Below are 25,515 nucleotides of genomic sequence, written 5' to 3' on the forward strand. Positions count from 1 at the left end.
TCACGCCGGCGGGCCGGCGCGATCCGCCCAGAAATCCGCTACTTGCGGAGGTTGAGGCGACCGATCAGGGTGCGGTAGCGCTCGATGTTGATGCGCTTGAGGTAGTCGAGCTGCCTGCGGCGCTGGCTCACCAGCTTCAGCAGACCCCGGCGGGAGTGGTGGTCCTTCTGGTGCGTGCGGAAGTGATCCTGCAGCTGGTTGATCCGCTCGCTGAGGAGCGCGATCTGGACCTCGGGGGACCCGGTGTCACCCTCGTGAACCGCGTACTTCTGAATGATATCCGTCTTCTGGATCGAGTGCAGCATGCTGGCTCTCCATGGCCTTGCCGGTGCGCTGCCGAGCGTCCGGGCCGGGGCGTCTTACAACGCCCGCGACTGGCCAAGCGACGCCTGAAGGCGAGCCTCGCGCCCGTAGCGGCGGGAGCCCACGAAGTTCAGGCCAGTGAGCTGAGGAGCGCGCGAGTATACGCAGACGCCTCGGTCCGTCAACGCGGTCGACATGGGCGCGCGATTTGTCACCCCCAGAACGGCCGATTGGCTACCCTCGGTCCGCGATGCCCGGCACCCTCCGGCCCCCTGACGACGCTCCCCGACTGCAGTCGGACCCTTCCCGACCCCAGTCGGACCCACGCGGCTCCCGACCGCAGTCGAACGCACGGGGCTCGCAGTCGGACCTTCATATCGCGAACGCGATGACGAGCCTGTCTACCTCCGCCACCGCGCTCCCGGCCTCCGGGAGCGACAACGCGACCCCCAAGGTCTGCCCCACCTGCGGGGTGCGCTACCCGGCCGAGTTCAGGGTCTGCCCGCGCGACGCCGCGACGCTCGACGAGTCGGAGGACGACGCGCTCCGCGACGACCTCGTCGGCAAGACGATCAACGAGACGTACACGGTCATGCGCGTCGTCGGCGAGGGCGGCATGGGGCGCGTCTACGAGGCGCGCCACACCCGGATCGCGAGCAAGCGCTTCGCCATCAAGATGCTGCACCCGGAGTTCGCGCGGCAGCCGCAGGTGATCTCGCGGTTCCAGCGCGAGGCCGAGGCCGCCGCCGCGGTGCAGAGCCCGTACGTCGTCACCGTCTTCGACGTCCACCGCACCGCGGAGGGGCGGCCGTTCCTCGTCAACGAGTTCCTCGAAGGCAGGGAGCTCGCCGACTACCTCAATGAGGTCGGCAAGATGAAGATCGGCCCCGCCGTGCGCATCGTCCGGCAGATCTGCAAGGCGCTCACCGCCGCCCACGCGAAGGGCGTGGTGCACCGCGACATGAAGCCGGAGAACGTGTTCCTCACCGGCGACCTCACGATGCCCATCGCCAAGGTGATCGACTTCGGCATCTCCAAGGTCGACGACGCGCCGGGCGCCGCGCTCACGCAGACGGGCATGATCATGGGCACGCCGTCGTACATGGCCCCGGAGCAGGCCCGCGGCGAGCGCGTCGATCACCGGGCGGACATCTACGCCGTCGGCGCGATCCTCTACTGTGCCCTCACCGGCAGCCGGCCGTTCGACCGCAACGACCCGACCGCGACGCTGACCGCGGTGCTCACCGAGGACCCGCCGCGCCCGCGCTCGCTCGAGCCGAGCATCCCCGAGCCGCTGGAGATGATCATCCAGCGGGCCATGGCGAAGGAGCCCGTCCATCGCTACCAGACGATGGAGGAGCTCGACGCGGAGCTCGCGCTCTACGACAGCACCGAGGCCGAGCCGAAGGAGATGAGCTCCCCCGGCGTCCAGTCCGGGCCGCGCAACTCGCTGCCGTCGGCGCCGCGCGCCGCGCCGACGATGACGATGCAGCTCCGCCAGGCGCAGCAGGTGAGCATGGCGAGGCCGCTCATCCTGCTGCTGTCGGTGCTCGGCATCTTCTGGATCGCCGGCGGCCTCATCACGCTGGTCACCGCGATCATCCGCCTCTCGCGCGGCGGCACCGTGACCGACAACCTGACGGGCCTCGAGGCGGTCCTGCTCGCGTCCGGCATCGGCTTCGCGCTGATCACCCCCGCGCTGATCGGCGCGCGCCACGTGCGCCGGAGCGTGTGGGACAACAGCATGAGGGCGGTCGATCTGGCCGACAACCTCCGCCGGCCGATCGTGGTCGGGCTGTGCGCGTACGGCTTCGCGTCGCTGCTCGTGCGGGTCGTCGAGGCCGTCGTCCTCCGGCGCGCGGCCGGCGTCGCGTGGCCCATGTGGGATGTCGTGCTGTTCGCGATCGGCGGGGTCGGCGCCGCCGGCGCGTACCTGCTGCTCCGCAGCGAGAGCCGCTAGCGCCGGCGAGCGCCGCCAGCGCCAGCGAACGCCGAAGACGCCGCGGCTAACCGCGCCGCCCGTCGAGCCAGGCCTGGAGCAGCAGCGCCGCCGCCGCCCCGTCGACGCGCTCCTTGCTCTTTCGTCCCGAGACGCCCCCGTCGCGCAGCCGCCGTGCCGCCTCGACCGTCGTCAGCCGCTCGTCGACGAGCTCCACCTCGACGCCGGCCGCGTCGGCCAGCACCTGCGCGAAGGCCACCGCCCGCCGCGCGGCGGGCCCCTCGGCCCCGTTCATCTCGAGCGGCAGCCCCACCACGAACCGCGTGATCCCTTCGTCCCGGGCGAGCGCCGCGAGGGCCGTCAGGAGCGCCTTCCGGTTCCGCCCGTCGAGCAGCGGCCGCGGGTGCGCGTAGAGCCCGAGCTCGTCGGTCACGGCCACGCCGACGCGGGCCTTCCCAAGATCGATCGCCGCAGCGCGCGTCTTCGCCTTCGCCATGCTTCTCGGAGAGAGCACATAGCCCCCGGACGGTGAGGCGGCGAGACCCAACGTACCGGGAAGCATCCGACCGGCTTGACCCGCTCGCCAGCACCGACCATAAGCGCCGCGCGATGGAACTGCGTGCGGTACGGGGGATGAACGACATCCTCCCCGAAGAGGTGGAGCGCTGGCACAAGCTCGAGGGGGCCTTCCGCCTCCACGCGGAGCTCCACGGTTATGCCGAGGTGCGCACGCCGCTGATCGAGCCGACGGAGCTCTTCCGGCACCAGATGGGCGAGACGACGGACGTGGTCGAGAAGGAGATGTACTCCTTCGAGCGCCACGGCGATCAGCTCACCGTTCGCCCCGAGGGCACGGCGGGCGCCGCGCGCGCGTACGTCGAGCACGGCGTGCACGCCAAGGAGCCGGTCACCCGCTGGTACTACCTCGGGGCGATGTTCCGCGGCGAGCGGCCGGCCAAGGGGCGCTACCGCCAGTTCTACCAGGCCGGCTGCGAGCTCTTCGGCGATCCCGGGCCGCTCTGCGACGCCGAGACGATCGACCTCGTCGCGGGCTTCCTGCAGCGCATCGGCGTCGACGACTTCGTCGTCCACGTGAACTCGCTCGGCAGCGCGGGCACGCGCGAGCGCTACCGCGAGGCGCTGCTCGCCCACTTCACACCGCGCAAGGGCGAGCTCAGCGAGGACTCGCAGCGCCGCCTCGAGAAGAACCCCCTGCGCATCCTCGACTCGAAGGACCCGCGCGACCACGAGGTGGCGCGCGACGCCCCGTCGATCATCGACCTGCTCGACGACGCGGACCGGGCCCACTGGGAGGGCGTGCTGCGCTGCCTCGACGTGCTCGGCGTGAACTACGTCATCGACCGGTCGCTCGTGCGGGGGCTCGACTACTACACGCGCACGCTCTTCGAGGTGAAGGCGACCTCGAGCGATCTCGGCGCCCAGAGCACGCTCGCGGGCGGCGGTCGCTACGACAACATGGTCGCCGGGCTCGGCGGGCCGAGCGTGCCGGCGATCGGCTTCGCGATGGGGATGGAGCGGCTGCTCACGGTGATGCCCGACGCCCCCTCGCGCCGCAGGCCCGGCTGCTTCCTCGCCCCGCTCGGCCAGGCAGGCGCGGACCGGGCGCTCGTCCTGGCGAAGCAGCTGCGCGCGCTCGGCGTCTCGGTCGAGCTGGACGGGCGCGGCGGGCGGCTCAAGGCGATGATCCGGCGCGCGGACGCCCTCGGCGCGCGGCTCTGCGTGATCCTGGGCGACTCGGAGGTCGAGCGCGGCGTCATCCAGATCAAGGATCTCGTGGCGCACGTGCAGGAGGAGATCCCGCTCGAAGGGGCGGCGCGGGTGCTCGCGGATCGGGCCCTCGAGGCTTCACCCATCGGCCAGCGGGGAGCGCGTTGACCTCCGAGGCGATGGGAGCACCGGGCCGCTCGCGAAGGGCGCGCGGCGCTCCGGCGGGCGAGGAACAGGGCCGGGCGCGGCGCGCGGGCGCGGCGCTCTCGCTCGCCGCCGCGCTGGCCGTGCTGGCCGCGCCGTCCGTCGCGGCGGCGCAGGTCAGCTTCGGCCAGCCCGGCATGGGCCCGCCCCCCTCGAGCTCGCCGCAGCCGCCGCCCGGCACGCCGGAGACGCACGCGGCGCCGACCGCCGAGGAGAGCGCGATCCAGACCCAGGAGCCGACCCTGCCGGAGGACCCGCTGGCCGTGCCGCCGTCGGTCAAGAAGCAGATCGGCACGAACGACCCCGGCGAGTGGGAGGTCGGGCGCGCCGAGGAGATCCAGCGCGACTGGTACGGGCTCTATTACGGCGAGCGGAGCGGCAGCTACCAGTTCCGGACGCTCTTCCCCCTGTGGGCGGAGCGCAAGATGCCCGGCGACCGCGCCACGATGGTGACGCCGCTCTATTACAACCGCCGGAGCAAGGACGTCGACGCTGACGTCCTCTTCCCGTTCTTCTGGAAGCTGCGGGACCAGAACACCTACACGACGATCGTCGGCCCGTTCATGCACCGCGAGTCCGAGGGCCGCCCCGCGAGCCCCGGCCGCAAGGCGGAGCCGGGCCGGCACGACAACTGGCTCGCGCCGCTCTTCTTCGAGGGCAAGAGCGACGATGGGAGCGGCTACCTCCACATCCCTCCCCTGCTCACCTTCACGCACCACACCGCGCGGAGCGGCTTCAACCTTGTCGGCCCCCTCTTCTGCAGCTGGAAGGGCGGCCCCGCGTGCGACGCGCGCTCGGCCGACAAGATCGATCTCGGCGTGGCCCCGCTCTACTTCTACGGTCGTGACGAGACAAGCGAGTACGAGGTCATCCCGCCGCTCCTGCACTACTACCATTACAGCGACGTCGGAGACCGCTCGACGAACATCTGGGGTCCCTTGATGTGGCAGCACTCGCGCGAGGGCGACGTGTTCAACATCATGCCCTTCTACTGGCACAGCTGGGGCAAGAACCACGATCGAACCACGCTGTTCCCGTTTTTCCATTACGGATACGAGGGCAACTCGAACCTGCTCGTCACGCCGCTCTTCGTGAAGGCGCGCGGCGAGGAGGGGCAGAGCACCTTCGCGACCTGGGGCTACGCTCGCTATCGAGGGCGGACGGAGCTCGACATGATCACGCCGCTCTTCTGGCAATTCAGGGATCCGGACATCGATCTCGAGCGGACGTTCCTGCTCCCGTTCTATTACCGGAACACCTCGCCGCGCAGCGATGATCTCGTCCTCTTCCCGTTCTATGGCCGCTTCAAGCGCCACGGGTTGAGCGACACAACGTGGCTCACGCCGCTGGTCCGGCACACGCAGGATCTCACCGGCTGGGAGACGGACATCTACCCGTTCTTCTACTCGGGTCGAAACCGCAGCTCCACGCACCTCGTTGTCGCGCCGTTCCTCTGGGACTTCGCGTCGCCGACGTCGCGCACCACGATGGCCCTGCCGGTCTTCTTCCGGTTCGCGGACCAGAACTCGGTGACGCAGGTCGCGCTCAACACGGTCTACCGCGAGCAGCGGGTGCGCACCGGCAAGGAGTGGGAGTTCCATTTCTTCCCTGTGTTCTCGTACGGCGAGACGCCGCAGGGGCACTGGTGGAACGTCCTGTACGGGCTCGCCGGGTACACGCGCGAGGGCACGATGTCGAAGATGCGCGCCCTCTACGTCCCGATCCAGCTGAGCAAGTGAGCCGGGCGGGCGCCGCGCCGGCCGCGCTCGCGGGCCAGTACGGCCGGCGCGCGCGCGGCCATGGACATCGCCGCGGAGCTCGGCAATCGTGGGCGAGGTCGCGATGAGCACCCCCGCGCGCGAAGCACCCTCCCCCCGCGCCGAGCTCCTGAGCCTCGACGGCGCGCCGCCGCCCCCGGAGCTCGGCGCCGACCTGCGCCGGCTCCTGGAGCTGCCCGAGGGCGCGCGGCAGCGCCTCTGGGAGGCGCTCGGGCCCAGCCTCGGCGAGCCGGTGCCCGCCGCCGTGGAGCGGCTCCTCGACGCGTTCTGCCGCCGGCACGAGGTCGACGCCGAGGCGCTCGCGCGGGTGCTCAAGGCGTGCCGCTTCCTCGTCCGCGAGGCGAGCAAGCGCGATCTCGACCGCGCCGCGCTCGCGGCCGACCTCGCGGCGCTCGCGCCCGGCGAGGGCGCCGAGGAGATCCAGGCGATCCTGCTCGCCGGCTACGACCAGGCCAGGGCGGTCGTGCGGCGGGAGATCGTGCGCGGCGCGCTGCTCGACCACGGCAAGCTGCTCACCGGCGTCGACTGGCGCATCGACACGATCGCGGCCGCGAGCCGCGGGGCGAAGATCGCGTCGCCCGTCGTCCTGCTCACGCTGAGCTACCAGGAGGGCGAGCACCGCTCCCGGATCACCCTCCAGGCCACCCCCGACATGCTGCGGGAGCTCCAGCAGCTCTGCGCGCAGATCCTCGGCTGACCGCGCGCGTCAGCGCGACCTCGCGCTCTCCCGCTCCTCGACCCGGTCGGCCGTGACCCCCTCGGAGCACCGGGACGCCGGAGCGCCCCAGCCGCCGTGGAATCTCGCGGTTTCGCGACGATCTTCATGGGTATTCCCTGCGCGGGGGAACTTTTCCTGCGAGCGCGGGTCGTCTGCTCGTGCACCCGATCGACGCGCAGATTCCCACCGAGAGCATTGCCCGTCCGCCCGCGCCCCACAGGCCCGACGTGCCCTGTGCGGCCGCGCTCCCGTCCACGGACAGGATCCCCAGCCTGCTCTTCGTGGATCCGCCCGCGCGGACCGATCTCGACGAGCTGCGACAGTCCCTCTCGTTCGCGTTCACCAGCGGCGTCTCCGGCGGGCTCTTCGGCCAGGCGCTCGATCGGGCGCCCATCGCGGCCTCCACGTGGGATCCGAAGAACTTCGCGCCGGACCTGTTCCTGGAGGAGTTCGTGGCCCGGTGCTTCCGCGTCCGCGTCGGGGGGCACGAGGCCGTCGTCCACCGAGGGTTCATCCTCCGCGTCCTCTCCCGGCCTCCGAGCGACCCGCGCGTGACCGAGCTCCGGAGGGGGATCCTCCACGAGCTCTCGAGCTCACCCACGTTTCGCAGGCAGCTCGAGCAGCTCTACACGGCCTCGTGCCGGTTGCGGGGCGCGCTCGAGGGCGCGGTGGCAGGGAAGAAGTTCGATCCGACGCGGCGGCAGCTCGACGTGCTCGCGATCGTCAAAGAGGTCTTCGACCGGATGAGCGCTTCGTTCGAGGGCGCTCGATCGGGCCTCTCCCGGCTGCGCGATTTCGGCCAGGCGGTGCAGGCGACCGAGGGATATCGATCGATGGCCGATCTCCTCGATTATGACGAGCACCTCGCGACGCTCCGCCTGGACATCCGCGTCGGCGCCGACGGACGCATCCGCGGCTTCGACGTCGTGACCGTCCGGGAGCGGCAGGAGAACCCGTTCGTCCTGTCGCCGGTGCGGCGCTGGCTCGCGAAGCTCGAGATGTTCTTCCGCGGGTACAGCTTTGGCGACGGAGAGGTCATGGCGAGGCTCATCGACGCGGTGTTCGAGGGCATCGAGGATCAGGTCGTCAAGCTGGTCCCGCTCGTCGGAGAGATGGAGATCTACCTGGGAGCGCTCGGCTTCCGGGATCTCACCGCGGCGGCGGGGCTCGAGGTCAGCCTGCCGGAGCTCCGGTCCGTCGCGGAGGGCGAGCGCGTGCTCCTCGGCCTCTTCAATCCGCTCCTCGTCGCCCACGGAGGCAAGGCGGTGCCGTGCGACGTCGTGACCGATCGGGCCGACACGACGCTCCTTGTCACGGGGCCGAACTCGGGCGGAAAGACTCGCCTGCTCCAGTCGGTGGCGCTGGCGCAGCTCCTCGCGCAGGCAGGCATGTTCGTGCCGGCGCGCAGGGCGAGCGTCGTCTGCGTCCCGGGGCTCGTCGTGTCGCTCATCCAGGAGACGAAGTTCGATCAGAGCGAGGGGCGGCTCGGCATGGAGCTCCTCCGGATCCGGGCGCTCTTCGAGGAGCTCGGCCCGGGAGCGATGGTGATCCTCGACGAGCTCTGCTCGGGGACGAACCCGTCCGAGGGGGAGGAGATCTTCGAGCTCGTCGTCGCGCTGCTCGAGAAGCTCCGCCCGCAGGCGTTCATCACCACGCATTTCCTGACGTTCGCGGCGCGGCTGGAGCGGGAGAAGGCGATCAGGAACCTCCGGTTCGTCCAGGTGGAGCTCGACGCGTCGCAGAAGCCCACGTACCAGTTCATCGCCGGCGTGGCCGCGACCTCGCTCGCGGCCCAGGCCGCGGCTCGGCTCGGCGTGACCCGCGGCGAGCTCGAGGGCCTCATCGATCGCAACCTGCTCGCCTCCCGAGCGCTCTCCATCGTGGATCGGGACTCCGCGTTCGCGGGTCCCTCCGGGGAGAGCTGACGTGGCGACGTTCCTCACGACGGAGCGGATGAACCCCGCGCTCACCGCGCGCGTGGAGCGGGCCGTCAGCCACGGGACGCGCGCACGCCATCACGCGGCTCGATCCGGGATCGAGGGGACGCTCGCGAGCGGGCAGCGGCTCGGGCGCGCACGGCTGCTCACGCTGCTGACGGCGGTGGTCATCGGGCTCCTCGCGATCGCGATGTACGTCCACGATCGCCGCACCGTCGAGGCCGAACGGCGCGCCCTGCTGACCGTGCTCGACGAGCGCCGCGCGGGGCTCCCCGCGGGCCACGAGAGCTTCGTCGAGGCGACGGATCGCTGGATCGGCGAGGCCGCCAGCGACGGGGATCCCGCCGACGTCGTCGACCCCTCGCTCCGCGCTCCGGGGGCCCTCGACGCCCTGCTCCGCCGGCCCGCGGTGTACGTGCGCGCTCCTCGCGCCGAGCTGCGCGACGCTCGCGGGATCGACGACGCCGCGCGCGGCTCCGACAAGGATGCGTTCCTCCTGTGCCTCATGAAGCCCCCGCCCTCCCCCTCGGAGCGCGATCGGCTCACGAAGGTGCGGGGCGTGTATTTCGGCGGGACGAAGGTCGACGAGGAGACCGCGAACGTCCGCCGGCTCGCCGAGGCGCGGCTCGGCCTCGCGGCGCTCGGCCCCGCGTTCGAGGGCTCGGTGCGGGCGGCCCCCGAGCTCTCGGCGCTGAGGCGGCTCCGCAAGGCGCTGGAGGAGTCCCCGATCGAGCTGGCGAAGAAGGCGGCCGGCGCGGAGATCCTGATCGTCGTGGTCGAGAGCCCGATCGAGACCGAGACGCTCGCGAGCTCGGCGCGCGTCTCGCTCGTGGATCTTGCGGCGAAGAAGGTCCTTTTGCGCGTGGGCCGGCGGGTCGACGAGCAAGGGCTCTCGCCGATGGGCGTGCTCCATCGCGAGCAGATCGAGGGTTGCGGCCTCGCCTTGGCGGTGCGGCGCAGCGTCGAGGAGCTGTAGAATCGCTCTGCGCTGTCCACGATCCGCGGCGCGCGCGCCTGAAAAATCGCCCGGATCGACGTCATGGGCGGCCCAGAGCAGCTCCGCGATCTCGACCTGTCGGTCCTCGACGACGGACCGCACCCGGAAACCCTTCGCGCGGGACGCCTCGGCCTTTGGCAGGCAAGGACGCGCGATTGACGCGCACCCGGTTCCTTGAGATGCAAGAACCGTCATGAGACCCACACCCAGGCTCTCATTGCTCGTGATTGCCTTCTTCGGTGCGTGCCGTAACTCATCCCTACCGGCAGCGCAGAACGATGCGGGCCTGACGTCGGCCCTCGGCAACCTGTCCGCGGCCGTGACACCACCGTCGCTGCCCCGGGGTGCCATCGTGCGGCCCGAGTTCGACACGGCAGAGGGGCGCATCAGCGCTGGGACGGCCTTCTTCGCCGCCATCCCAGGGCAGGCCGGTCCGCTCGGGCTCACGGCCCACCATCTGTTCGGCACGGCCGGAGGGCTCGAACGGGAGGTGAGCGCCACGGAGCTCGGCCAGCTCGTCCGCGCCGTGTACTTCTCCGGTATCGACGCGGGCGAGGAGGGGCTGCAGCGGGCCGGCTCGATGGTGGTGCTGCCGTCGGCCGGCCATTCCCAGGAGGCGGGGGATTGGTCCACCGACGTGGCGGCATTCCGCGCCCCCGCGAGCTTTTCCCCGCGCGCGCTGCGCCTCGCACCCAGAAACGCGGCGCCGGGCGAGGACGTGTGGCTCGTGGCCGAGGTCCTCGGCGGAACGTCCGCGGGGCAGCACCTGCACCGGGCACGCGTGGTCCATTCCAAACCCATGCTGCTCGCCTACCAGTTCGAGGACACCACCCTCGAGCTGCGCGCCACAAGCGGAGCACCGGTGGTGAACGCCAGAGGCGAGGTGGTGGGCTTGCAGGTCTCTGGCGGTCCGGACGGCGATGTCCTGTGGGGCAATGCCCACCCTGTGGAGAGCCTACGCGCCCACCTCATGAGAGGGCTCTCGGCGGCGGAGTAGAGGAGGCGATCTTGCGCTCGGGGTGATCGAGAGCACCCCCAAGGCCTCCGGCCGGCGCGCCCGCGCCTCGGCCAGCAGGTCATGGACGCTCGCCAGCACGTCCGGAGCCCTTGTCAGCACCCGCTGGTGCAGCTCCCCCGCGCTGCTGGCCGCGCTCCCCGAGCTGCTGGTCTCGCTCCTCCGAGCTGCTGGTGCAGCTGCCCCGCCGCGCTGATATCGCTCCTCCGAGCTGCTGGTGCAGCTGCCCCGCCGCGCTGGCCGCGCTCCCCGGCCCGCTGGTCCCGTTCCCCGGCTCCGCCGGGCTGCGTCCCGGGAGCGCTGGTGCAGCTCCCCGGCGGCGCAACCGTGCTTTTCGACGCGCCGGGGGCCGCTGGGGCGCGCCGAGCGCTGCTGGAGGCGAGCACCACGCCCGGATCACCCTCCAGGCCACCCCCGACGTGCTGCGGGAGCTCCAGCAGATCTGCGCGCAGCTCCTCGGCTGACCCCGCGCGTCACCGCTGAGCGCGCGTCACCGCGATCTCGCGCTCTCCCGCTCCTCGGCCTGGTTCGCCGTGACCACCTCGGCGATCGCGCTCAGCGCGTCCTCGGCGGAGAACGGCTTCTCCAGGAGCGGGCGGCCCGACGACGCGAGGAACCGCTCGAAGTCGGCGCCGAAGCCGACCCCGGTCATGAAGATGAACCCCTGCGCGAGCGCCGGATCGCTCTCGCGGATCCGCGTGTAGAAGACGTCGCCCGACATGCCGGGCATCCGCAGATCGCAGAGCACCACGTCGAACCGCTGCCCGCCGGCGAGCATGCCCATCGCCGCGTCCGCGCTCGGCGCGACGGCCACCTGGTGCACGCGGCCCAGCTGCTCGCACAGCGCCCGCGCGAGCGACGCCTCGTCCTCCACCACGAGCACCCGCGCCCGCGTCGACACGAGCCGCGGCACCGGCGCAACGCTCGGCGTCGCCTCCTCCGCGCGCCCCGCCGCGGGCAGCGAGATGACGAAGCGCGCGCCGCCCGGCGGATCGCTCCCCGGGACCGGGCTCTCCGCCGTGATCTGCCCGCCCGCGCGCTCGATGATCTCGCGGCTGATCGACAGCCCGAGCCCCGTGCCGACCTCGGGCCCCTTCGTGGTGAAGAACGGCGTCCAGATGCGCGGGAGGTTCTCGTCCGCGATCCCGGCGCCGGTGTCGGTCACCACGATCTCGACCGTGTCCCCGTCGCTCCGCGTCTCGACCGTCACCGTCTGCTCGCGCCCCTCGTGCTTCGAGCCCGGCTTCGAGATCGCCTGCGCCGCGTTGACGAGGAGGTTCACGATGACCTGCCCGAGCCGGCCGTCCTCCATGAGGATCGGCGGCACCTCCGACAGGCTCTTCACGATCTGCGCCCGCTCGATGATCTGGCCGCGCGTGAGGCTCAGCGCCGACTCGACGGTGCGGTTCGCGTCCGTCAGCGCGCGCCGCGACCCCTCGGGCTGCGGCGGGCTCGCGAACAGCTTGAGATCGCGGACGATGTCGACGATGCGCTTGATCGAGTCGCGCAGCTCCCGGAGCAGCTCCGACGCGCTCGAGGCGGCGGCGCCCTCCATGCGCACGTTCGGGCCGCGCAGCAGCCGATCGAGCATGTCCAGGCCGAGCAGGATGAACGCGGCGGGGTTGTTGATCTCGTGCGCGACGCCGGCCGCCAGCGTGCCGAGCGTCGACAGGCGATCGACCTGGATGAGCCGGGTGCGCGCCGCGTGCTCGGTGCTCACGTCCGCGAGGACGCCCTCGATCGCCACGACGCGGCCGCGATCCGAGACGAGCGGATACACCGTGCCGCGCGCGGTGATCGCGTCGCCGCCCCGCCGGCGCAGGCGCGCCTCGTAGGACGACGAGGGGGCGCCGAGCTTGGCCCGCGCGACCGCGTCCTCGAAGCACATCACGCCCTCCGGATCGGCGTGGGCCTCGCCGAGGAAGCCCGGCGTCTTCAGCGCCTCGGTCACCGGCACGCCGAGGAGCCGCTCGGCGTGGCGGTTCAGGAACGAGAGCTCGCCGGTCTCGGGATCCAGCCGGAAGATGATGAGCGGCGCGTTGTCGAGGAGGTTCCTGTGCTGCTCCTCGAGCTCGCGGATCCTGAGGAGCCGCTCGGCGGCCTCGCGCTCGCCGGCGACGACGCGCAGCGAGCGATCCAGGCCGGCGCCGAGCGTGTCGGCGAGCTGCTCCAGGAGCTCGATCGGCGCGGCGGCCCCCGCCGCGACGTCGGCGTAGCCCAGGACGAGCGCCGCGATGACGGGGCCGCCGGACGGCCCGGAGCGCGCGGAGGCCTCACCGCCGGGCGGCGTGGCCCGCACCGGGAGGGCGACGTACGAGAGGCACCCCACGGAGGCCCCCATCCCCTCGAGCGCGTCGCCCGCGCGGGTGTCGACGCAGGAGAACGCCTTGCCCTCGCCGAACACCCGCCGGAAGAGCGCCCCGGGCGCGGGGACCAGCGCGCTGAACGGCGCGGCGGCGAGCGTGTCGCCGCGGAAGGCCGCGTACGCGCGGAGCTCGCCCTCGGGCTCCGGAAACAGCATCGCCAGGACCTGGAACGCGGCGAACCGGCCCACGGCGTCGGCGAGCTCCTCGAACGGCCTCGGCAAGAGGAGGTTCGAGTGGCGGGCGACGACGGTGAGGACAGCGTTCAGCGCGACGAGGCGACGGTACCTCTCGCTCGCAGGCGCATCGTGCATTTCCACGCCATCTCACCACGTCAGCGCGCGGGGACGAGAGGCATTCTTCATTTTTGTCCGGCCGGCGGGTCGGATGGGGTCGCCGGGGGCGCGGGCCGGGGCGCCGCGCGGTCGCACCGCTCCAGCAGGCGAAGGGCGGCGTCCCGGCGCTCCTCGCTCACGGCGGGCCCGGCGCCGGCCGCCCCGTCGTGGGCGGCGTACTGGGCGAACATCCGGCGGGCGACCTCGGCGTCGTCGACGCCGCACGCGACGACGAGCCGCAGCCGCTTGGCCTCGATCCAGACCCGCTGGACGGGCAGGTGGGCCCCGAGCGCCCGGTCCAGGCGATCGGCCGCCTCGTCGAAGCGGCCGTCGTTCAGGTAGTGGCGGCCGAGGAGGTAGCTCGGCAGGCCGTCGCCCGGGGCCTGCGCGGCCCAGGCGCCGAGGAGCTCCGCCGCCCGGAACCGATCCGGCGCGCCGCCGCGGGTCCCGATCAGCAGCTCGACGACGGCCGCGCGCGCCCGCTCGTCGTGCGCGGCGGCGACCTTGACGTCGAGCGTCCGGAGCCGGTCCTCGTCGACGAGGCGGCCGGCGACCTCGCGGTACCAGCCCACCGCGCCCTCCCGGTCGCCGGCCGAGAGCGCGACGTCGCCGAGCCGCTCCGCCGCGCGGTCGCGCAGGTGGCGCGGCACCGACGCGTCGCCGGCGAGGGCCGAGAGCTCGCGGACCCCCTCGCCCCGGCTGCCGGGCGCGTCGCTGGCGAGCCGCGTCTCCGCGATGGCGACGCGCGCCGCGGGGCTCCGGTCGAGCGCGAGGACGCGCCGGTACTCGGCGATGGCGCCCTCGTGGTCGCCGCGCGCGCGCAGCTGCTCCGCCTCCTGCGTGCACGCGTCGACCACGTGCGGGCAGCGCCGCTCGAAGACGGCGGGCCGATCGAACCGGGCCTTCGCCTGCGCCCTCGCGGCGTCGGGGAGCGACAGCGCGTCGAGCTCGGCGTGCCACGCGCGCTCCATCGGCTCCCACGAGGCGCCGGTGATCTCCGGCAGCGCCTCCCCGCCGTACCAGGCGCGCACCGCGGCGGGGCCGTACGTCGCGCGCACGTGGCCGACGAAGGCGCCGCTCACGGTGTACGCGGTCGACGAGTTCTCGGCCAGGAAGCCGAGCGCGAAGAGGCGCGAGAGCCGCGGCAAGATCCCGAGATCTCTCATGGCCTTGGCCCATTCGCGCGGGCTCAGGTCCTCGCCTTCCCTGGGCGAGCCGGCGACGGCGATCCCCTCGATGAGGCCCGGGTCGGGGAGCCACCCGCCGAGCCGCCCGGCGACCTTGAACGGGCCGCGGGCGAAGGCGCCGGCGAGCACGTGCATGATCTCGTGTCCGAGCGTCGGGTGCGGGAAGCCGGCGGCCTGCAGGTACACCTCGCGGCGCCACGGCTTCGCGACGTACGTGCGCGACGCGCCCATGAGCGCGCCCTTCTGCGCCGCGCTCTCGAACAGGTAGGCGCGGACCCGGAGCGGCTCGCCGTCCCGCTCGGCGGGCGCGCCGAGCCAGCGCTCGCCGGCCTCGATGTGGGCGTCGCACTCGCGCACGAAGCGCTGGATGTCGCCCTCGCGCATGCCGCGCGGGTAGACGACCTCGCAGCGCTGGCCCTGCGAGAACGCGCCGAGCTCGGCCGCGATGGTCTCGGAGGTCTGGAAGTGGCCGAGGCGCGCGCCTCCGAGGAGGTTCACGGCGCTCAGCGCGGCGCTCGCCGCGCCGAGCAGGAGCAGCCCGGGGCGGCCTTGCGGCTGGAACGAGATCCGGCCGCCCGCGTCGTGCACGAGGTGCTGCGCGAGCACGGACGCGGCGAACAGGGTGGCCAGCGTCCCGGCGCGGTAGGTGAGCAGCCCGGAGGCGTCGACGACCGTGTCGTAGAGGGTGCCGCTGAAGAAGCCGACGAAGGGGTCGTAGGCGAAGACGATCGGGCTCGTGTAGAAGCGGACGGCGCTCACGCCGATCGATGCGAGCGGGGCGGCGAGCGCGGCGAGGACGGCGACGAGCCGGCGCCGCCATGCCGGGGGTGGGGGCGCGGCGTCCTCGCGCCGGATGCCGGCGGCGAGCTCGCCCGCGACCGCGCCCCAGGCGCCGCCGAGCGCCGCGCCGAGGACGGGCCCGAGGGCGAAGTGCGCGGAGCCGCCGAGCACGTCGCAGAAGCCGGCGCGGAGGCCGTGCCCGAGCGTGGTGGCGTACGCGACGAGCGCGAGCAGGGCGCCGTTCGCGACGCCCCGGCGGAAGGCCTCGACCGGCAGGGGCCGGTGGGCGGCGACGTCGAGGGCGGTCGTGATCGCCGCGACGCTCGGCACGAGGAGGCCCGCGGCGATCGCGCTCTCGTAGCCGGGGCCGTCGAAGAGGGGCAGGAAGCCGACGAGCGCCATCGCGATCGCGACGAGCGCTGCGCCGAGCCTTACGGCCGGTGAACCGAGCAGCGTGGGCATGGGCGCGGGAGCCTCCAGGGCTGCCTTAGTAGCCGCGCCTGCCCGGAGAGGCGACCCTCATTTCGCGGCGCGAAGCGCGTCCAGGGCCGCGCGCAGCACCGCGGCGTCGGCGCGATCCTTGTCGCGCATGCCTTCCTTGGTCTTCAGCAATCCTTCGAGCCCGAGGATCCGCAGCCGGACACCGTCGATGAAGCGCTCCTCCACGTAGGGCTCCAGCTCGGCCCAACCGTGGCCGCAGGCCGAAGGCATCACGTCGATGGTGAACTCGTCGTTGACCCGGATGGCGTACGGACCTTCGCGTTCAAAGACATCCTCCTCGCCGACGAGCTCGCGCGTCGCGCCGTCGGGCAGCCGGGCGAGCGCCGCGATCCAGCGCTTCGCGTTCTCGGTGGACGGATCGACGAGGATGTCGACGTCTTCCGAGAACCTGACGAACCCGTGCGCGGCGATCGCATAGCCACCGATCAGCGCCCAGCGTACGCCTGCCTCATCGAGGTAGCGGGCGAGCAGCTTGACGTCGTCCCACGTGGCCGGGCGCGTGTACTCAGCCACGGCGCGCGCGATCGATCATGGCATCGACGGTCCAGCGCAGCCTGTCGGCTTCCATCTCGGCGTGGCTGCGGTACACGAAGATCCCTTTGGGCGCCCGTGTTCGATAGTGCGCCATGGCGGCGAGCGCGTCGCGCGACGCGGGGGGTGGGGGCTCGCCGAGCGGCGGTGCGGTGCGTCGACCCACGACCCGGAGAAAGACTTCGCCTGTGCGATCGTCGCGGTCCATGCCTGTCGTGTAGCATGCCCACCGGGCCCGCCGGGTGCTCGTGAGCCACCGCAATTCTTCTTGTCTCCATTCTTCTCTGCTCTGCTCGCCCCCCGCGATGTCCCCTCCCCCCGCCGGCCTCTCTCACCACCCCGATTTCCTGCGTCTCTGGGCGGCGCAGGCGGTGAGCGCGCTGGGCAGCCGTGTCAGCCGGACGGCGCTGCCCGTGATCGCCATCGTGAGCCTCGGGGCCGACGCGGGTGGCGTCGCGGTGCTCTCGGCCCTGTCCACCGCGCCGGGCGTCCTGGTGGGGCTCTTCGCGGGTGGGCTCGTCGATCGGTCGCGCAAGCGGCCGTTGCTCATCGGCGCGGATCTCGTGCGCGCCGCGCTGATCCTCTCGGTGCCGATCGCGGCCTGGGCCGGCGCGCTCACCCTCCTCCACCTCTCCGTGGTGGCCGCGCTGGTCGGCATGGCCACCTCCCTGTTCCAGATCGCCGACAACGCGTACTTGCCGGCGCTGGTCGGGCAGGACCGCCTCGTCGAGGCGAACGCCAGGCTGGAGGGGACCGAGGCCGCCGCGGAGATCGCCGGCCCCGGCGCCGCGGGCCTCCTGATCCAGGTGCTCACCGCGCCGCTGACGATGGTGGCGGACGCGCTCTCGTATCTCGGGTCGGCGGCGCTCCTCGGGCGCATCCGGGCGATCGAGGCGCCGGCCGCCGCCGGGGGCGACGCGGCCGAGGGGGGCGCCTCGCTGCTCGAGGATCTCCGGGTGGGGTTGCGCCACGGCCTCGGCCACCCCGTGATCGGGGCGACGTTCCTCGCCATGGGCGCGCACGCCCTGCTGAGCGGAGGGGCGTTCTTCGCGCTGTACATGCTCTATCTCCTGGAGCACCTGCGGCTGGATCCCGCCGCGGTCGGGCTGATCATCAGCGTGGGCGGCGTCGGCGCGCTGGGCGGCAGCGTCCTCGCGGGCTGGCTGGGCCGTCGCCTCGGCGCCGGGCCGGCGATGATCCTCAGCCTCCTCGTGGGTCAGGCCAGCACGGCGCTCATCCCGCTGGCCGTGCAGCTCGGGCCGCTCGCGGTCCCTGCCCTCGTGCTGCACCAGCTCCTCGGGGACGCGTTCCTCGTGGCGTTCATGATCCACGCGGTGAGCGTCCGGCAATCGATGCTGCCGCTGCACGTGCTCGGCCGGGTCAACGCCACGCTCCACGTGCTCACCGGCGCGCTCTTGCCGGCGGGCACCCTGGCGGCCGGATGGCTCGCCGGCCGGATCGGCGTGGAAGCGACGGTGTGGGCCGGCGTGATCGCCGGCTTCGCCGCGCCGCTCCTGCTGCTGCGCCCCGCGGTGTGGCGGCTGCGGGCGGTGTGAGCGCGCGAGTCACTCCTCTCGCCGTCGCGCACATAGAAAGGACTGACGCGCTCAGCCGCCGGCGCCGACGGCGAGCCGCGGGCCAGCGGGAATGGACTGTCGCCGCGCGTCGGCTACGTTACGCCGCGCTCGACCCGCCATCCACGCTCCCCCTTCCGCCCCCCCGCGGGCGAGGAACCCGATGAAACCGAAGTTCGGAACCGATCTGACGACCGGCAGCATCCCCAGACACCTCGTGACGTTCTCGCTCCCGATGCTCCTCGGGAGCTTCCTTCAGACGGCCTACAGCTTCATCAACGCCATCTGGGTGGGTCAGTTCCTGGGCACCGGGGCCCTGGCGGCCGTCACCGTGAGCTTTCCGGTCATCTTCACGATCTTCGGCGTCGGGATGGGGATGACCCTGGCGACGAACATCCTCGTCTCGCAGAGCTTCGGCGCCAGGCGGTTCGACGAGCTGCGGCGCGTGGTGGACGGCTCCACGGTGCTCATCTACGGCCTCGGCATCGTGCTGACGGCCCTCGGAGAGGTCTTCACGCCCGAGATCCTCCGGGCGATGGACACGCCGCCAGACGTCCTCCAGCCGGCGGTGAGCTACCTCCGGATCTACCTGCTCTCGCTGCCCTTCAGCTTCGGCATGTTCGCGCTCCGGAGCATGCTCCAGGGGACGGGAGACTCGAAGACGCCTCTCTATTTTCAGCTCGGCTCCGTCCTGCTCACGACGGTGCTCGATCCGCTGCTCATCTTCGGGCGGCTGGGGCTGCCCGAGCTCGGCCTGAACGGGACGGCCTGGGCCACGCTCGTCTCTCAGATCCTCCTGCTCGCGGCGCTCAACCTCCATCTCCACGTCCGGAGATCGCCGATCGCGCCGAGGTGGCCGCGCTTCCGCCAGCTCGGTCCGACGATCCGGAAGACGTGCCGTATCGGCGTACCAGCGTCCATCCAGCAGTCGGTGGTCTCGCTGGGCATGGTGGTGGTGACGGGGATCGTGAACGGGTTCGGGGAGGTCGCGACCGCGGCGTTCGGCGCGGCCTCGCGGATCGACCAGATCGCCGTGTTGCCCGCGATCACCCTGGGGATGGCGATATCGACGCTCGCCGGGCAGAACCTGGGCGCCGGGCGCCACGACCGCGTGCGCGAGGTCTTCACGTGGGGCTGCGTGTTCAGCGGCGGGATGACGCTCCTGATCTCGGCGGCGGCCATCCTCTTCCCCGAGGCGCTCCTCCGGGTGTTCATCACCGATCCGGTCGTCATCGGGCTCGGCGTCTCGTACCTGCATATCGTGGGCGCGTGCTATCTCTTCTTCGGCCTCTCCTTCGTGAGCAACGGCATCATCAACGGCTCCGGCGCGACCGTGGTCACGACCGTGATCTCCCTGCTCAGCCTCTGGGTGATCCGCAATCCGCTCGCCTACTGGCTCTCCCGCGAGATGCACAGCGTGGAGGGCGTCTGGTACGCCATCGCGCTGAGCTTCTTCCTGTCGATGATCGCCAGCATGGCCTACTATTTCTCGGGGCGATGGAAGCGGTCCCTCGTCCAGCCGGCCCCTCCGGAGGACGCAACACGACAGGCCGACCCCGCAAAGACCTTCGCGAACGAGGTCGGCGAGGCGTGAGGACGGCGGGCAGCCGCACCGGCCGGTCGCCCGGCGCGGCGGCTTGCCTGGCCGCGCTCCCGCAGGCAGGCTGAGCCCATGGGCCACCCCGCCGAGAAGCCCCGCCGCGCCACCTACGCCGACCTCGAGGCCGTGCCGCCGAACAAGGTGGCAGAGCTCATCCGCGGCGTGCTGCACGTCTTCCCGCGGCCGGCGCCGCGGCATGCGCGCGCGGCGTCGAGCCTTGGCATCGAGCTCGGTGGTCCCTTCGACCACGGCAAGAACGGACCGGGCGGGTGGTGGATCCTGGACGAGCCGGAGCTGCATTTCCCCGATCCGGAGTCGCCGGGCGACGTGGAGGCGGTCGTGCCGGACATCGCCGGCTGGCGGCGCCAGCGCATGCCCGAGCTGCCCGACACGCCCTATTTCTCGCTCGCTCCGGACTGGATCTGCGAGGTCCTGAGCCCCTCGACCGAGCAGCACGATCGCAAGGAGAAGATGCCCCTCTACGCGCGCGCGGGCGTGCAGCACGCGTGGCTTGTCGACCCCCTCCAGCGAACCCTGGAGGTCTTCTCGCTCGCCCCGGGCCGCGGCTTTACCCCGGTCGCCACCCACCGCGACGCCGCGCGCGTCCGCGCCGCGCCCTTCCAGGCGATCGAGATCGAGCTCGCCGTGCTCTGGGCGACGTAGCGCCCCTCAGGCGGGCGCCGGCACCCCGGCGCCGTGGTCCTCGTCGAACCCCATCGCGCCCTCCCCCTCGCCGCCCTCGCCGCCCTCGCCGCCCTCCCCGCCGTCCGGCCCCGGAAGCCGCTCCGAGAGCAGCCCCAGGAGGTCCTGCGTCGAGAGCTTGCCCGCCGCGTCCTTGCCGCCGAGGACCTGGGCCACGAGCGACCGCTTCTGCTCGTGCAGCGACAGCATCTGCTCCTCGATCGTCCCGAGCGCCACGAGGCGGTAGATGGTGACCGGCCGCCGCTGGCCCAGGCGGTGCGCGCGATCCGAGGCCTGGTCCTCGACCGCGGGGTTCCACCAGGGATCGAGGTGGATCACGTTGGTCGCCGCCGTGAGGTTGATGCCGAAGCCGCCCGCCTTGAGCGAGATGAGGAAGAGCGGCGCCGCCCCCTCCTGGAACTCGCGCACCCGCTCGCCACGCGCCTTCCGGGGCGTCTCGCCGTCGAGGTAGACGTACGCGACGCCGCGCGCCTCGAGCGCCTCGCGCACGAGCGCGAGGTGCGAGGTGAACTGGCTGAAGACGAGGGCGCGCTGCCCCTCGGCCCGCAGCTCCTCGACGAGCTCCAGAAAGCGCGCGAGCTTCGACGAGGCGAGCTCCGAGCGCTCGTCGTAGAGGCGCGGGTGCGAGGTGAGCAGCCGCAGGCGCGTGAGCGCCGCGAGCACCTCGACGCGCCGCTCCTGCTCGCGCCGCACCGACCGGCGCGTCTCGAGATCGGACAGCGCCGCGAGGCGCGCGTCCTCGTACAGCTGCCACTCGGCGCCCGAGAGCACGACCGGCACGCGCACCTCGGTGCGCGCCGGGAGCTCGGCCTCCACCTGCGCCTTGGTCCGCCGGAGGAGGAAGGGGGCGAGCACGCGCGCGAGCGCGGGCGCCGCGGCCGGGTCGCTCTGCCGCTCGATCGGCGTGGCGTAGCGGTCGCGGAACGAATCCCAGCCGCCCAGCAGGCCGGGAAAGACGATCGCGAAGAGGCTCCAGAGCTCGCCGAGGTGGTTCTCGATCGGCGTGCCCGAGAGCGCGAACCTGAAGTCCGCCTGGAGCGCCCTCGCGGCGCGCGCGCGCAGGGTGGTCGCGTTCTTCAGGTTCTGGGCCTCGTCGAAGACGACGGTGGCGAAGCGCCGGGCGGAGAGGCGCGCGGCGTCGCGCACGAGCAGGCCGTAGCTGAGCACCAGCACGTCGCCCGGGCCGAGCCGCGCGAGCGCGTCGTCGCGGTCGGGCGCGTCCGCGTAGAGCGTGAGGCGCAGGGAGGGCGCGAAGCGCTGCGCCTCGTCCCTCCAGTTGAAGGCCACCGAGGTCGGGGCGAGGACGAGCGCCGGCCCGCGGGCGCTGCGCTCGAGCAGGACGGCCAGCGCCTGCACGGTCTTGCCGAGCCCCATGTCGTCGGCGAGCACGCCGCCGGCCCCCCAGGCCGCGAGCCGCACGAGCCAGCGATAGCCGTCGAGCTGGTACGGGCGAAGCTCGGTCCCGAGCGCCGGAGGGACGGCCGGGCAGAGCTCGCCGGCGGCGGCGACGCGCTCGGCGAGCTGCCGGAAGGCGCCGTCCGCCTCGAGCGCGGCGCCGTCCCGCTCGAGCTCCCACAGCACGCCGGCGGCCGAGGGGCCCACCGAGAGGCCGTGCCGGGTGGCGTGCACGTGGTCCGACAGGCGCTCGAGGTGGAGGCGCAGGGCCTCGCCCAGCTCGACGTAGGTCTGCGCCTCGACCTGCACGTAACGCTCCCCGCGCCGCGCCGCATCGAGCAGCCGGGCCAGCTCCACGCGCTCTCCCTCGACGCGCAGGCCGCCGAGGACGCCGAACCACTCGCGCCGCCGCTCGAGGGCGACCTTGAGCGCGTGGGGACCGCGGCTCTCCACGACGCGCAGGGGCGCGCCCACCCACTCGAGCTCCGGCGGCGGCTCGCGCGCCGCGCAGGCCGCGAGCAGGTCGAACGCGCCGTGCGCGCTGGCGAAGCGGTAGTGGAAGCGACGCTCCTCGAACGGCTCGGCGCCGGCGAGCGGGAGCGCGGCGGCGAGCGCGGCGGCGAAGTCCTCTTCCCGGCGCAGGTCGCGCAGCGCGTGCAGGGCCTTCTCCCCGCGCCGCACGTGCACGTCGCGGGCGCCCGCGCCCGGCACGAGGGCCGGGCCGTCGGCGAGCGGCCGGATGCGCAGCTCGACCTCCACGGCGCCGCGGGGCTGGGCCGTGAGCCGCAGCACCGGGAGCAGCTCCGGCGGGACCGACTCGCCCATCACGCTGCGCGGCATGGCGACAGGCACGCGCTGCGCCCACCGCGACAGCGCGGAGAGGAGGGCGGCGTGGCTCTCGGGCGGGAAGACGTTGCCGTCGCGCAGGAGCACATCGACGAGCGCCCGGACCTCGGCCTTGACGTCGAGCAGCGTGAGCCGGCGCGCGCCCTTGTCCCAGTCCCAGAGGAACACCACCTCCTCGGGGCGGGCCCGGCGCACGCGCTCGATCAGCGCCGGAGGCAGCGCGGTGCCCTCGACGCCGGCGCTCACCCGCACGGCGCCGTGGCGCTCCTCGGCCACGAGGCCCACCGGCGTGCGCTCGATGCGCACCGCGACGTCGGGGGCCTCGTCGAGGAAGAGGCGCGGGTGGCCGATGAGCGCGTCGAGCAGCGCCCGCGACGCGAACCCGTCGCCGTCGGGCAGGAGGGCGGCGACGCGGGCGTCGTCGGAGGAGAGCTTCGCGCCGTGCTCCAGGAGGAGGCGCTTCCGGCCGATCCGCGCGCCGGCGCCGCGCTGGCCCTTCTTGCCGAGCCGGTGGATCCAGGGGGCGACCGCGACGCCGGCGCCCTCGACGACGTCGAGCCGGAAGGTGAGCTCGACGCCGGCGCGCGCGCCGGGGCCGTCGTCGAGGGCCCTGTCGAGCGCCAGCAAGGTGCGCTCCCAGGCGGGGCGCCCGAGCTCGTCGAGCGCCCGGGAGAAGGCGTCGCCCGGGGGCTGGCGGAGCCAGAGCAGCGCCGCGTCGATGGCCGCGAGCACGTGCACGCAGTCGACCGCGCCGCAGCCGCACTCGGCGCGGGGCGCCCCGGGCGCGAGGATCAGCCGCGCCTCGGGCCGGACGAAGCCGGCGCCCACGCGCTGCGACTCGAAGGGCAGCGGGTCGTCGAGGCGAAAGCCGGGCAGCGCGGCGTCGAAGCGCAGCGCGGCGGCCCGGAGCGCCCGCTCGGGGCGCGGGGCCACGGCGTCCGGGACGCGGGCGCGCAGGGCGCAGAGCAGATCGTGCGCCGGGAGGGCCCGCGGCTCGTCGGGCGCCCGCAGCAGCGCGGGGACGGCGGCGCGCGCGAGCGCCGCGCCGGCGCGCTCGTCCTCGAGAAAGCGGAGGACGAGGGGCGGCAGCGCGTCGCGGAGGCGCGAGGGCGGGAGCCAGTCGAGCGAGCACGCGAGCTCGTCGGCGCTCGCGAGGTCGATGAGGCGCCGCCGCGCGCCGAGGATCCGCAGCTCGGGCCAGAGGGCGGGGTCGACGCGCGGGGCCGCCGCCTCGAGGTTCAGCCGGGCGACGTGCGCGATGCCGTGGTGCGCGAGCCAGGACAGGAGGGCCGCGCGGGTCTCGAACGGCGCCGCCGGGGCTGCGGGGGGGACGGCCTGGGGGTCTCCTGGCATGGTCGGGCCGCGTAACGTTGTGGGTGCGCGGGCCCGGTTCAAGGGCATTTTTACGCCTCATTTCTTCTTGGGGTTCTCGTTCTTCTCTGCTTCCTTGAGGAGCTCCTTCAGGCGCGCCTTCTTCTGGTCGTCGGTGCGATAGCCCATCCACGTTGAATCGAGCTTTGCCCTGGGAAAGTGCTTCGATTTATACAGCCTGTTAAGCGCCTTCTTCTCGCCGGGGGTGAGCTGGTCGGCGACGCGGCGCACGTCCTGCTCGAGATCGACCTTCGCCGCCTGGTGCCTCTGCTGCGCCTCGGCGTTCTGGCGAGCCTGCTCCCTGAGCTTCGCCTCGCGCTCCTTACCGGAGCGAGCGACGGCTCCTCCGCGGTCGTGGTCGTGGTCGTCGTGGTCGTGGTCGTGGACAGCGCGCAGCGGATCGCCGCCGCCATCCGCGCCCCGCCCTCTCCCGCGCAGAGCGCCTGCGCGACCTGCCGCGCCCGGCGTGCGGGAGCAGGAAGCCGGGCCCCAGGGGGCCCTGGAGAGCTCGGGGACGACGACCCCGTGGCTCGCGTCGAGCAGATCGAGGCCGGACGCCTTGAGCCGTTTCGTCAGCTCGATCGACTCCTCGACCGTGACCCCGCCATCCACCCAGTCCGTGATCGAGAGCCGGACGGTGAGCGGCAGGCGCTCCGGCCAGGCGTTCCGCACCGCCTCGAACGTCTCGATGCGGAGGCGTCCTCCGGCCGCGGCGCCGTCGCCTCCGTGCGAGGCTCACGAGCCGACTGTCTCACCGTTGGCACACTGAGACATGTCGATACACAAGTGAGACACAACGAACCGCGATGCCCCCCCCGCGGCAGGCCGCGATCTCCGCGCGAGCTGTGCCAAATCCCGCTGGCACCGAAGCTGCTTCAAGACAGGCGAAGGCAGGCGCGACGATGGCGCGCCGCTCCCCGAAGGACGCGCCTCGGGGAGCAGAGACGACAGGAGCCCTGAAGGTGGCCTGGGCGGTGGCGTCAGGGGTGTCCTCCCCTGGCGGCGCCTGCGCGCCAGGCTGCCGCGCGATCACCGATCCGGTGGCCGCATCAGGGCTCGAACAAGCACGATGCGGAGGTTCTGATGCGCCACACAGGATTGGCTTTCTTGCTCATCATGATTGGACTCGTCGGCTGCCAGGCGGAGAGCGACGGCGACGTCGGGGAGACGCAGGAGCCGCAAAAAACACAGGAGTGCGGCGGCTTCCTCGGGACGAGCTGTTCCGACGGGCTCGAGTGCGTCGACGACCCGACCGACGATTGCGACCCCGAGCACGGCGGCGCTGACTGCACCGGTGTCTGCGTCGAGCCCAAGCCCGTCATGTGCGGCGGCTTCGCGGGCTTCCCCTGCCCCGACGGGCTCGAGTGCGTCGACGACCGGAGCGACGACTGCGACCCAGAGCACGGCGGCGCTGACTGCGCCGGCGTCTGCGTCGAGCCCAAGCCCGTCATGTGCGGCGGCTTCGCGGGCTTCCCCTGTCCCGACGGGCTCGAGTGCGTCGACGACCCGGGCGACGACTGCGACCCAGAGCACGGCGGCGCTGACTGCGCCGGCGTCTGCGTCGAGCCCAAGCCCGTCATGTGCGGCGGCTTCGCGGGCTTCCCCTGCCCCGACGGGCTCGAGTGCGTCGACGACCCGGGCGACGACTGCGATACGGCCACCGGCAGCGCTGACTGCGCCGGCATCTGCGTGGCGCATTGATCCGGCGCGC

20 protein-coding genes are annotated in these 25,515 nt (G+C 72.8%); 12 read left to right on the forward strand and 8 right to left on the reverse strand.

Annotated features, from left to right (window positions below; all coding sequences use genetic code 11):
- Positions 1-38: 38 nt before the first annotated feature.
- Positions 39-305 carry a 30S ribosomal protein S15 gene (gene rpsO, locus WME75_RS24115; protein WP_437475725.1) on the reverse strand — a complete coding sequence of 89 codons (267 nt, stop codon included), beginning with the start codon at positions 303-305 and terminating at the stop codon, positions 39-41.
- A gap of 386 nt (positions 306-691) precedes the next feature.
- Here rpsO and WME75_RS24120 point away from each other — a divergent pair, with 386 nt between their 5' ends.
- Complete coding sequence (locus tag WME75_RS24120) at positions 692-2,263, forward strand: serine/threonine-protein kinase (protein ID WP_437475726.1); 1,572 nt, start codon at positions 692-694, stop codon at positions 2,261-2,263.
- A 46-nt stretch (positions 2,264-2,309) separates the two neighbouring features.
- Here the strand turns inward: WME75_RS24120 and ruvX are convergent, their stop codons facing one another.
- The gene (gene ruvX, locus WME75_RS24125; protein ID WP_437475727.1) at positions 2,310-2,738 is read right to left on the reverse strand and encodes a Holliday junction resolvase RuvX; all 429 of its coding nucleotides are present in this window, start codon (positions 2,736-2,738) and stop codon (positions 2,310-2,312) included.
- A gap of 137 nt (positions 2,739-2,875) precedes the next feature.
- On the opposite strand from ruvX, the gene hisS reads away from it, so the two are divergent.
- From hisS to WME75_RS24160, 7 genes are all read left to right on the forward strand, one after another.
- A complete protein-coding gene (gene hisS, locus WME75_RS24130; RefSeq protein WP_437475728.1) occupies positions 2,876-4,138 on the forward strand; it encodes a histidine--tRNA ligase in 1,263 nt (420 codons plus the stop codon).
- A gap of 11 nt (positions 4,139-4,149) precedes the next feature.
- On the forward strand, positions 4,150-5,913 hold the full coding sequence (locus WME75_RS24135) for a hypothetical protein (protein ID WP_437475729.1): 1,764 nt from the start codon (positions 4,150-4,152) through the stop codon (positions 5,911-5,913).
- Between the two features lie 103 nt (positions 5,914-6,016).
- Positions 6,017-6,649, forward strand: a complete 633-nt coding sequence (locus tag WME75_RS24140) for a COMM domain-containing protein (protein ID WP_437475730.1) — start codon at positions 6,017-6,019, stop codon at positions 6,647-6,649.
- A gap of 248 nt (positions 6,650-6,897) precedes the next feature.
- On the forward strand, positions 6,898-8,595 hold the full coding sequence (locus tag WME75_RS24145; RefSeq protein ID WP_437475731.1) for a MutS-related protein: 1,698 nt from the start codon (positions 6,898-6,900) through the stop codon (positions 8,593-8,595).
- 1 nt (position 8,596) lies between these two features.
- Entirely contained in the window at positions 8,597-9,583 is a 987-nt protein-coding gene (locus WME75_RS24150) for a hypothetical protein (protein WP_437475732.1), read from the forward strand.
- A gap of 340 nt (positions 9,584-9,923) precedes the next feature.
- Positions 9,924-10,601: a trypsin-like peptidase domain-containing protein gene (locus tag WME75_RS24155; protein ID WP_437475733.1), complete on the forward strand. Its 678-nt coding sequence runs from the start codon at positions 9,924-9,926 to the stop codon at positions 10,599-10,601.
- A 191-nt stretch (positions 10,602-10,792) separates the two neighbouring features.
- Positions 10,793-11,083, forward strand: a complete 291-nt coding sequence (locus tag WME75_RS24160) for a hypothetical protein (RefSeq protein WP_437475734.1) — start codon at positions 10,793-10,795, stop codon at positions 11,081-11,083.
- 26 nt (positions 11,084-11,109) lie between these two features.
- Here the strand turns inward: WME75_RS24160 and WME75_RS24165 are convergent, their stop codons facing one another.
- Genes WME75_RS24165 through WME75_RS24180 form a run of 4 tightly spaced genes read right to left on the reverse strand, consistent with a single transcriptional unit; the run spans position 11,110 to position 16,524 of the window.
- Positions 11,110-13,296, reverse strand: coding sequence for a hybrid sensor histidine kinase/response regulator (locus WME75_RS24165; protein WP_437475735.1), 2,187 nt, complete (start codon positions 13,294-13,296; stop codon positions 11,110-11,112).
- 47 nt (positions 13,297-13,343) lie between these two features.
- On the reverse strand, positions 13,344-15,746 hold the full coding sequence (locus WME75_RS24170) for a hypothetical protein (protein ID WP_437475736.1): 2,403 nt from the start codon (positions 15,744-15,746) through the stop codon (positions 13,344-13,346).
- 57 nt (positions 15,747-15,803) lie between these two features.
- Positions 15,804-16,298, reverse strand: a complete 495-nt coding sequence (locus tag WME75_RS24175) for a nucleotidyl transferase AbiEii/AbiGii toxin family protein (protein ID WP_437475737.1) — start codon at positions 16,296-16,298, stop codon at positions 15,804-15,806.
- Positions 16,291-16,524: a hypothetical protein gene (locus WME75_RS24180; RefSeq protein ID WP_437475738.1), complete on the reverse strand. Its 234-nt coding sequence runs from the start codon at positions 16,522-16,524 to the stop codon at positions 16,291-16,293. Before WME75_RS24180 ends, WME75_RS24175 begins: the two co-directional genes overlap by 8 nt.
- Positions 16,525-16,621: 97 nt before the next feature.
- Between WME75_RS24180 and WME75_RS24185 the strand changes: the two genes are divergently transcribed.
- The 3 genes from WME75_RS24185 to WME75_RS24195 all read left to right on the forward strand — a co-directional run bounded on the left by WME75_RS24185 (position 16,622) and on the right by WME75_RS24195 (position 20,153).
- Entirely contained in the window at positions 16,622-17,872 is a 1,251-nt protein-coding gene (locus WME75_RS24185) for an MFS transporter (protein ID WP_437475739.1), read from the forward strand.
- A gap of 181 nt (positions 17,873-18,053) precedes the next feature.
- Positions 18,054-19,484 (forward strand): MATE family efflux transporter, encoded by a 1,431-nt coding sequence (locus WME75_RS24190; protein WP_437475740.1) that lies wholly within the window; start codon positions 18,054-18,056, stop codon positions 19,482-19,484.
- 78 nt (positions 19,485-19,562) lie between these two features.
- Positions 19,563-20,153 (forward strand): Uma2 family endonuclease, encoded by a 591-nt coding sequence (locus WME75_RS24195; protein ID WP_437475741.1) that lies wholly within the window; start codon positions 19,563-19,565, stop codon positions 20,151-20,153.
- 6 nt (positions 20,154-20,159) lie between these two features.
- Here the strand turns inward: WME75_RS24195 and WME75_RS24200 are convergent, their stop codons facing one another.
- Positions 20,160-23,786: an SNF2-related protein gene (locus WME75_RS24200; protein ID WP_437475742.1), complete on the reverse strand. Its 3,627-nt coding sequence runs from the start codon at positions 23,784-23,786 to the stop codon at positions 20,160-20,162.
- A 57-nt stretch (positions 23,787-23,843) separates the two neighbouring features.
- Positions 23,844-24,476 (reverse strand): hypothetical protein, encoded by a 633-nt coding sequence (locus tag WME75_RS24205; RefSeq protein WP_437475743.1) that lies wholly within the window; start codon positions 24,474-24,476, stop codon positions 23,844-23,846.
- 411 nt (positions 24,477-24,887) lie between these two features.
- Here WME75_RS24205 and WME75_RS24210 point away from each other — a divergent pair, with 411 nt between their 5' ends.
- Complete coding sequence (locus tag WME75_RS24210; RefSeq protein ID WP_437475744.1) at positions 24,888-25,505, forward strand: hypothetical protein; 618 nt, start codon at positions 24,888-24,890, stop codon at positions 25,503-25,505.
- Positions 25,506-25,515: the final 10 nt, after the last annotated feature.

This window comes from Sorangium sp. So ce1014, from assembly GCF_051521505.1.
Taxonomy (GTDB): Bacteria; Myxococcota_A; Polyangia; order Polyangiales; family Polyangiaceae; genus Sorangium.

Bases quoted from the DNA above. Each gene is read 5' to 3' on its own strand.
- rpsO (WP_437475725.1), bottom strand. From the start codon at position 305: ATGCTGCACTCGATCCAGAAGACGGATATCATTCAGAAGTACGCGGTT.
- WME75_RS24120 (WP_437475726.1), top strand. From the start codon at position 692: ATGACGAGCCTGTCTACCTCCGCCACCGCGCTCCCGGCCTCCGGGAGC.
- ruvX (WP_437475727.1), bottom strand. From the start codon at position 2,738: ATGGCGAAGGCGAAGACGCGCGCTGCGGCGATCGATCTTGGGAAGGCC.
- hisS (WP_437475728.1), top strand. From the start codon at position 2,876: ATGAACGACATCCTCCCCGAAGAGGTGGAGCGCTGGCACAAGCTCGAG.
- WME75_RS24135 (WP_437475729.1), top strand. From the start codon at position 4,150: ATGGGAGCACCGGGCCGCTCGCGAAGGGCGCGCGGCGCTCCGGCGGGC.
- WME75_RS24140 (WP_437475730.1), top strand. From the start codon at position 6,017: ATGAGCACCCCCGCGCGCGAAGCACCCTCCCCCCGCGCCGAGCTCCTG.
- WME75_RS24165 (WP_437475735.1), bottom strand. From the start codon at position 13,296: ATGCACGATGCGCCTGCGAGCGAGAGGTACCGTCGCCTCGTCGCGCTG.
- WME75_RS24170 (WP_437475736.1), bottom strand. From the start codon at position 15,746: ATGCCCACGCTGCTCGGTTCACCGGCCGTAAGGCTCGGCGCAGCGCTC.
- WME75_RS24180 (WP_437475738.1), bottom strand. From the start codon at position 16,524: ATGGACCGCGACGATCGCACAGGCGAAGTCTTTCTCCGGGTCGTGGGT.
- WME75_RS24185 (WP_437475739.1), top strand. From the start codon at position 16,622: ATGTCCCCTCCCCCCGCCGGCCTCTCTCACCACCCCGATTTCCTGCGT.
- WME75_RS24190 (WP_437475740.1), top strand. From the start codon at position 18,054: ATGAAACCGAAGTTCGGAACCGATCTGACGACCGGCAGCATCCCCAGA.
- WME75_RS24195 (WP_437475741.1), top strand. From the start codon at position 19,563: ATGGGCCACCCCGCCGAGAAGCCCCGCCGCGCCACCTACGCCGACCTC.
- WME75_RS24200 (WP_437475742.1), bottom strand. From the start codon at position 23,786: ATGCCAGGAGACCCCCAGGCCGTCCCCCCCGCAGCCCCGGCGGCGCCG.
- WME75_RS24210 (WP_437475744.1), top strand. From the start codon at position 24,888: ATGCGCCACACAGGATTGGCTTTCTTGCTCATCATGATTGGACTCGTC.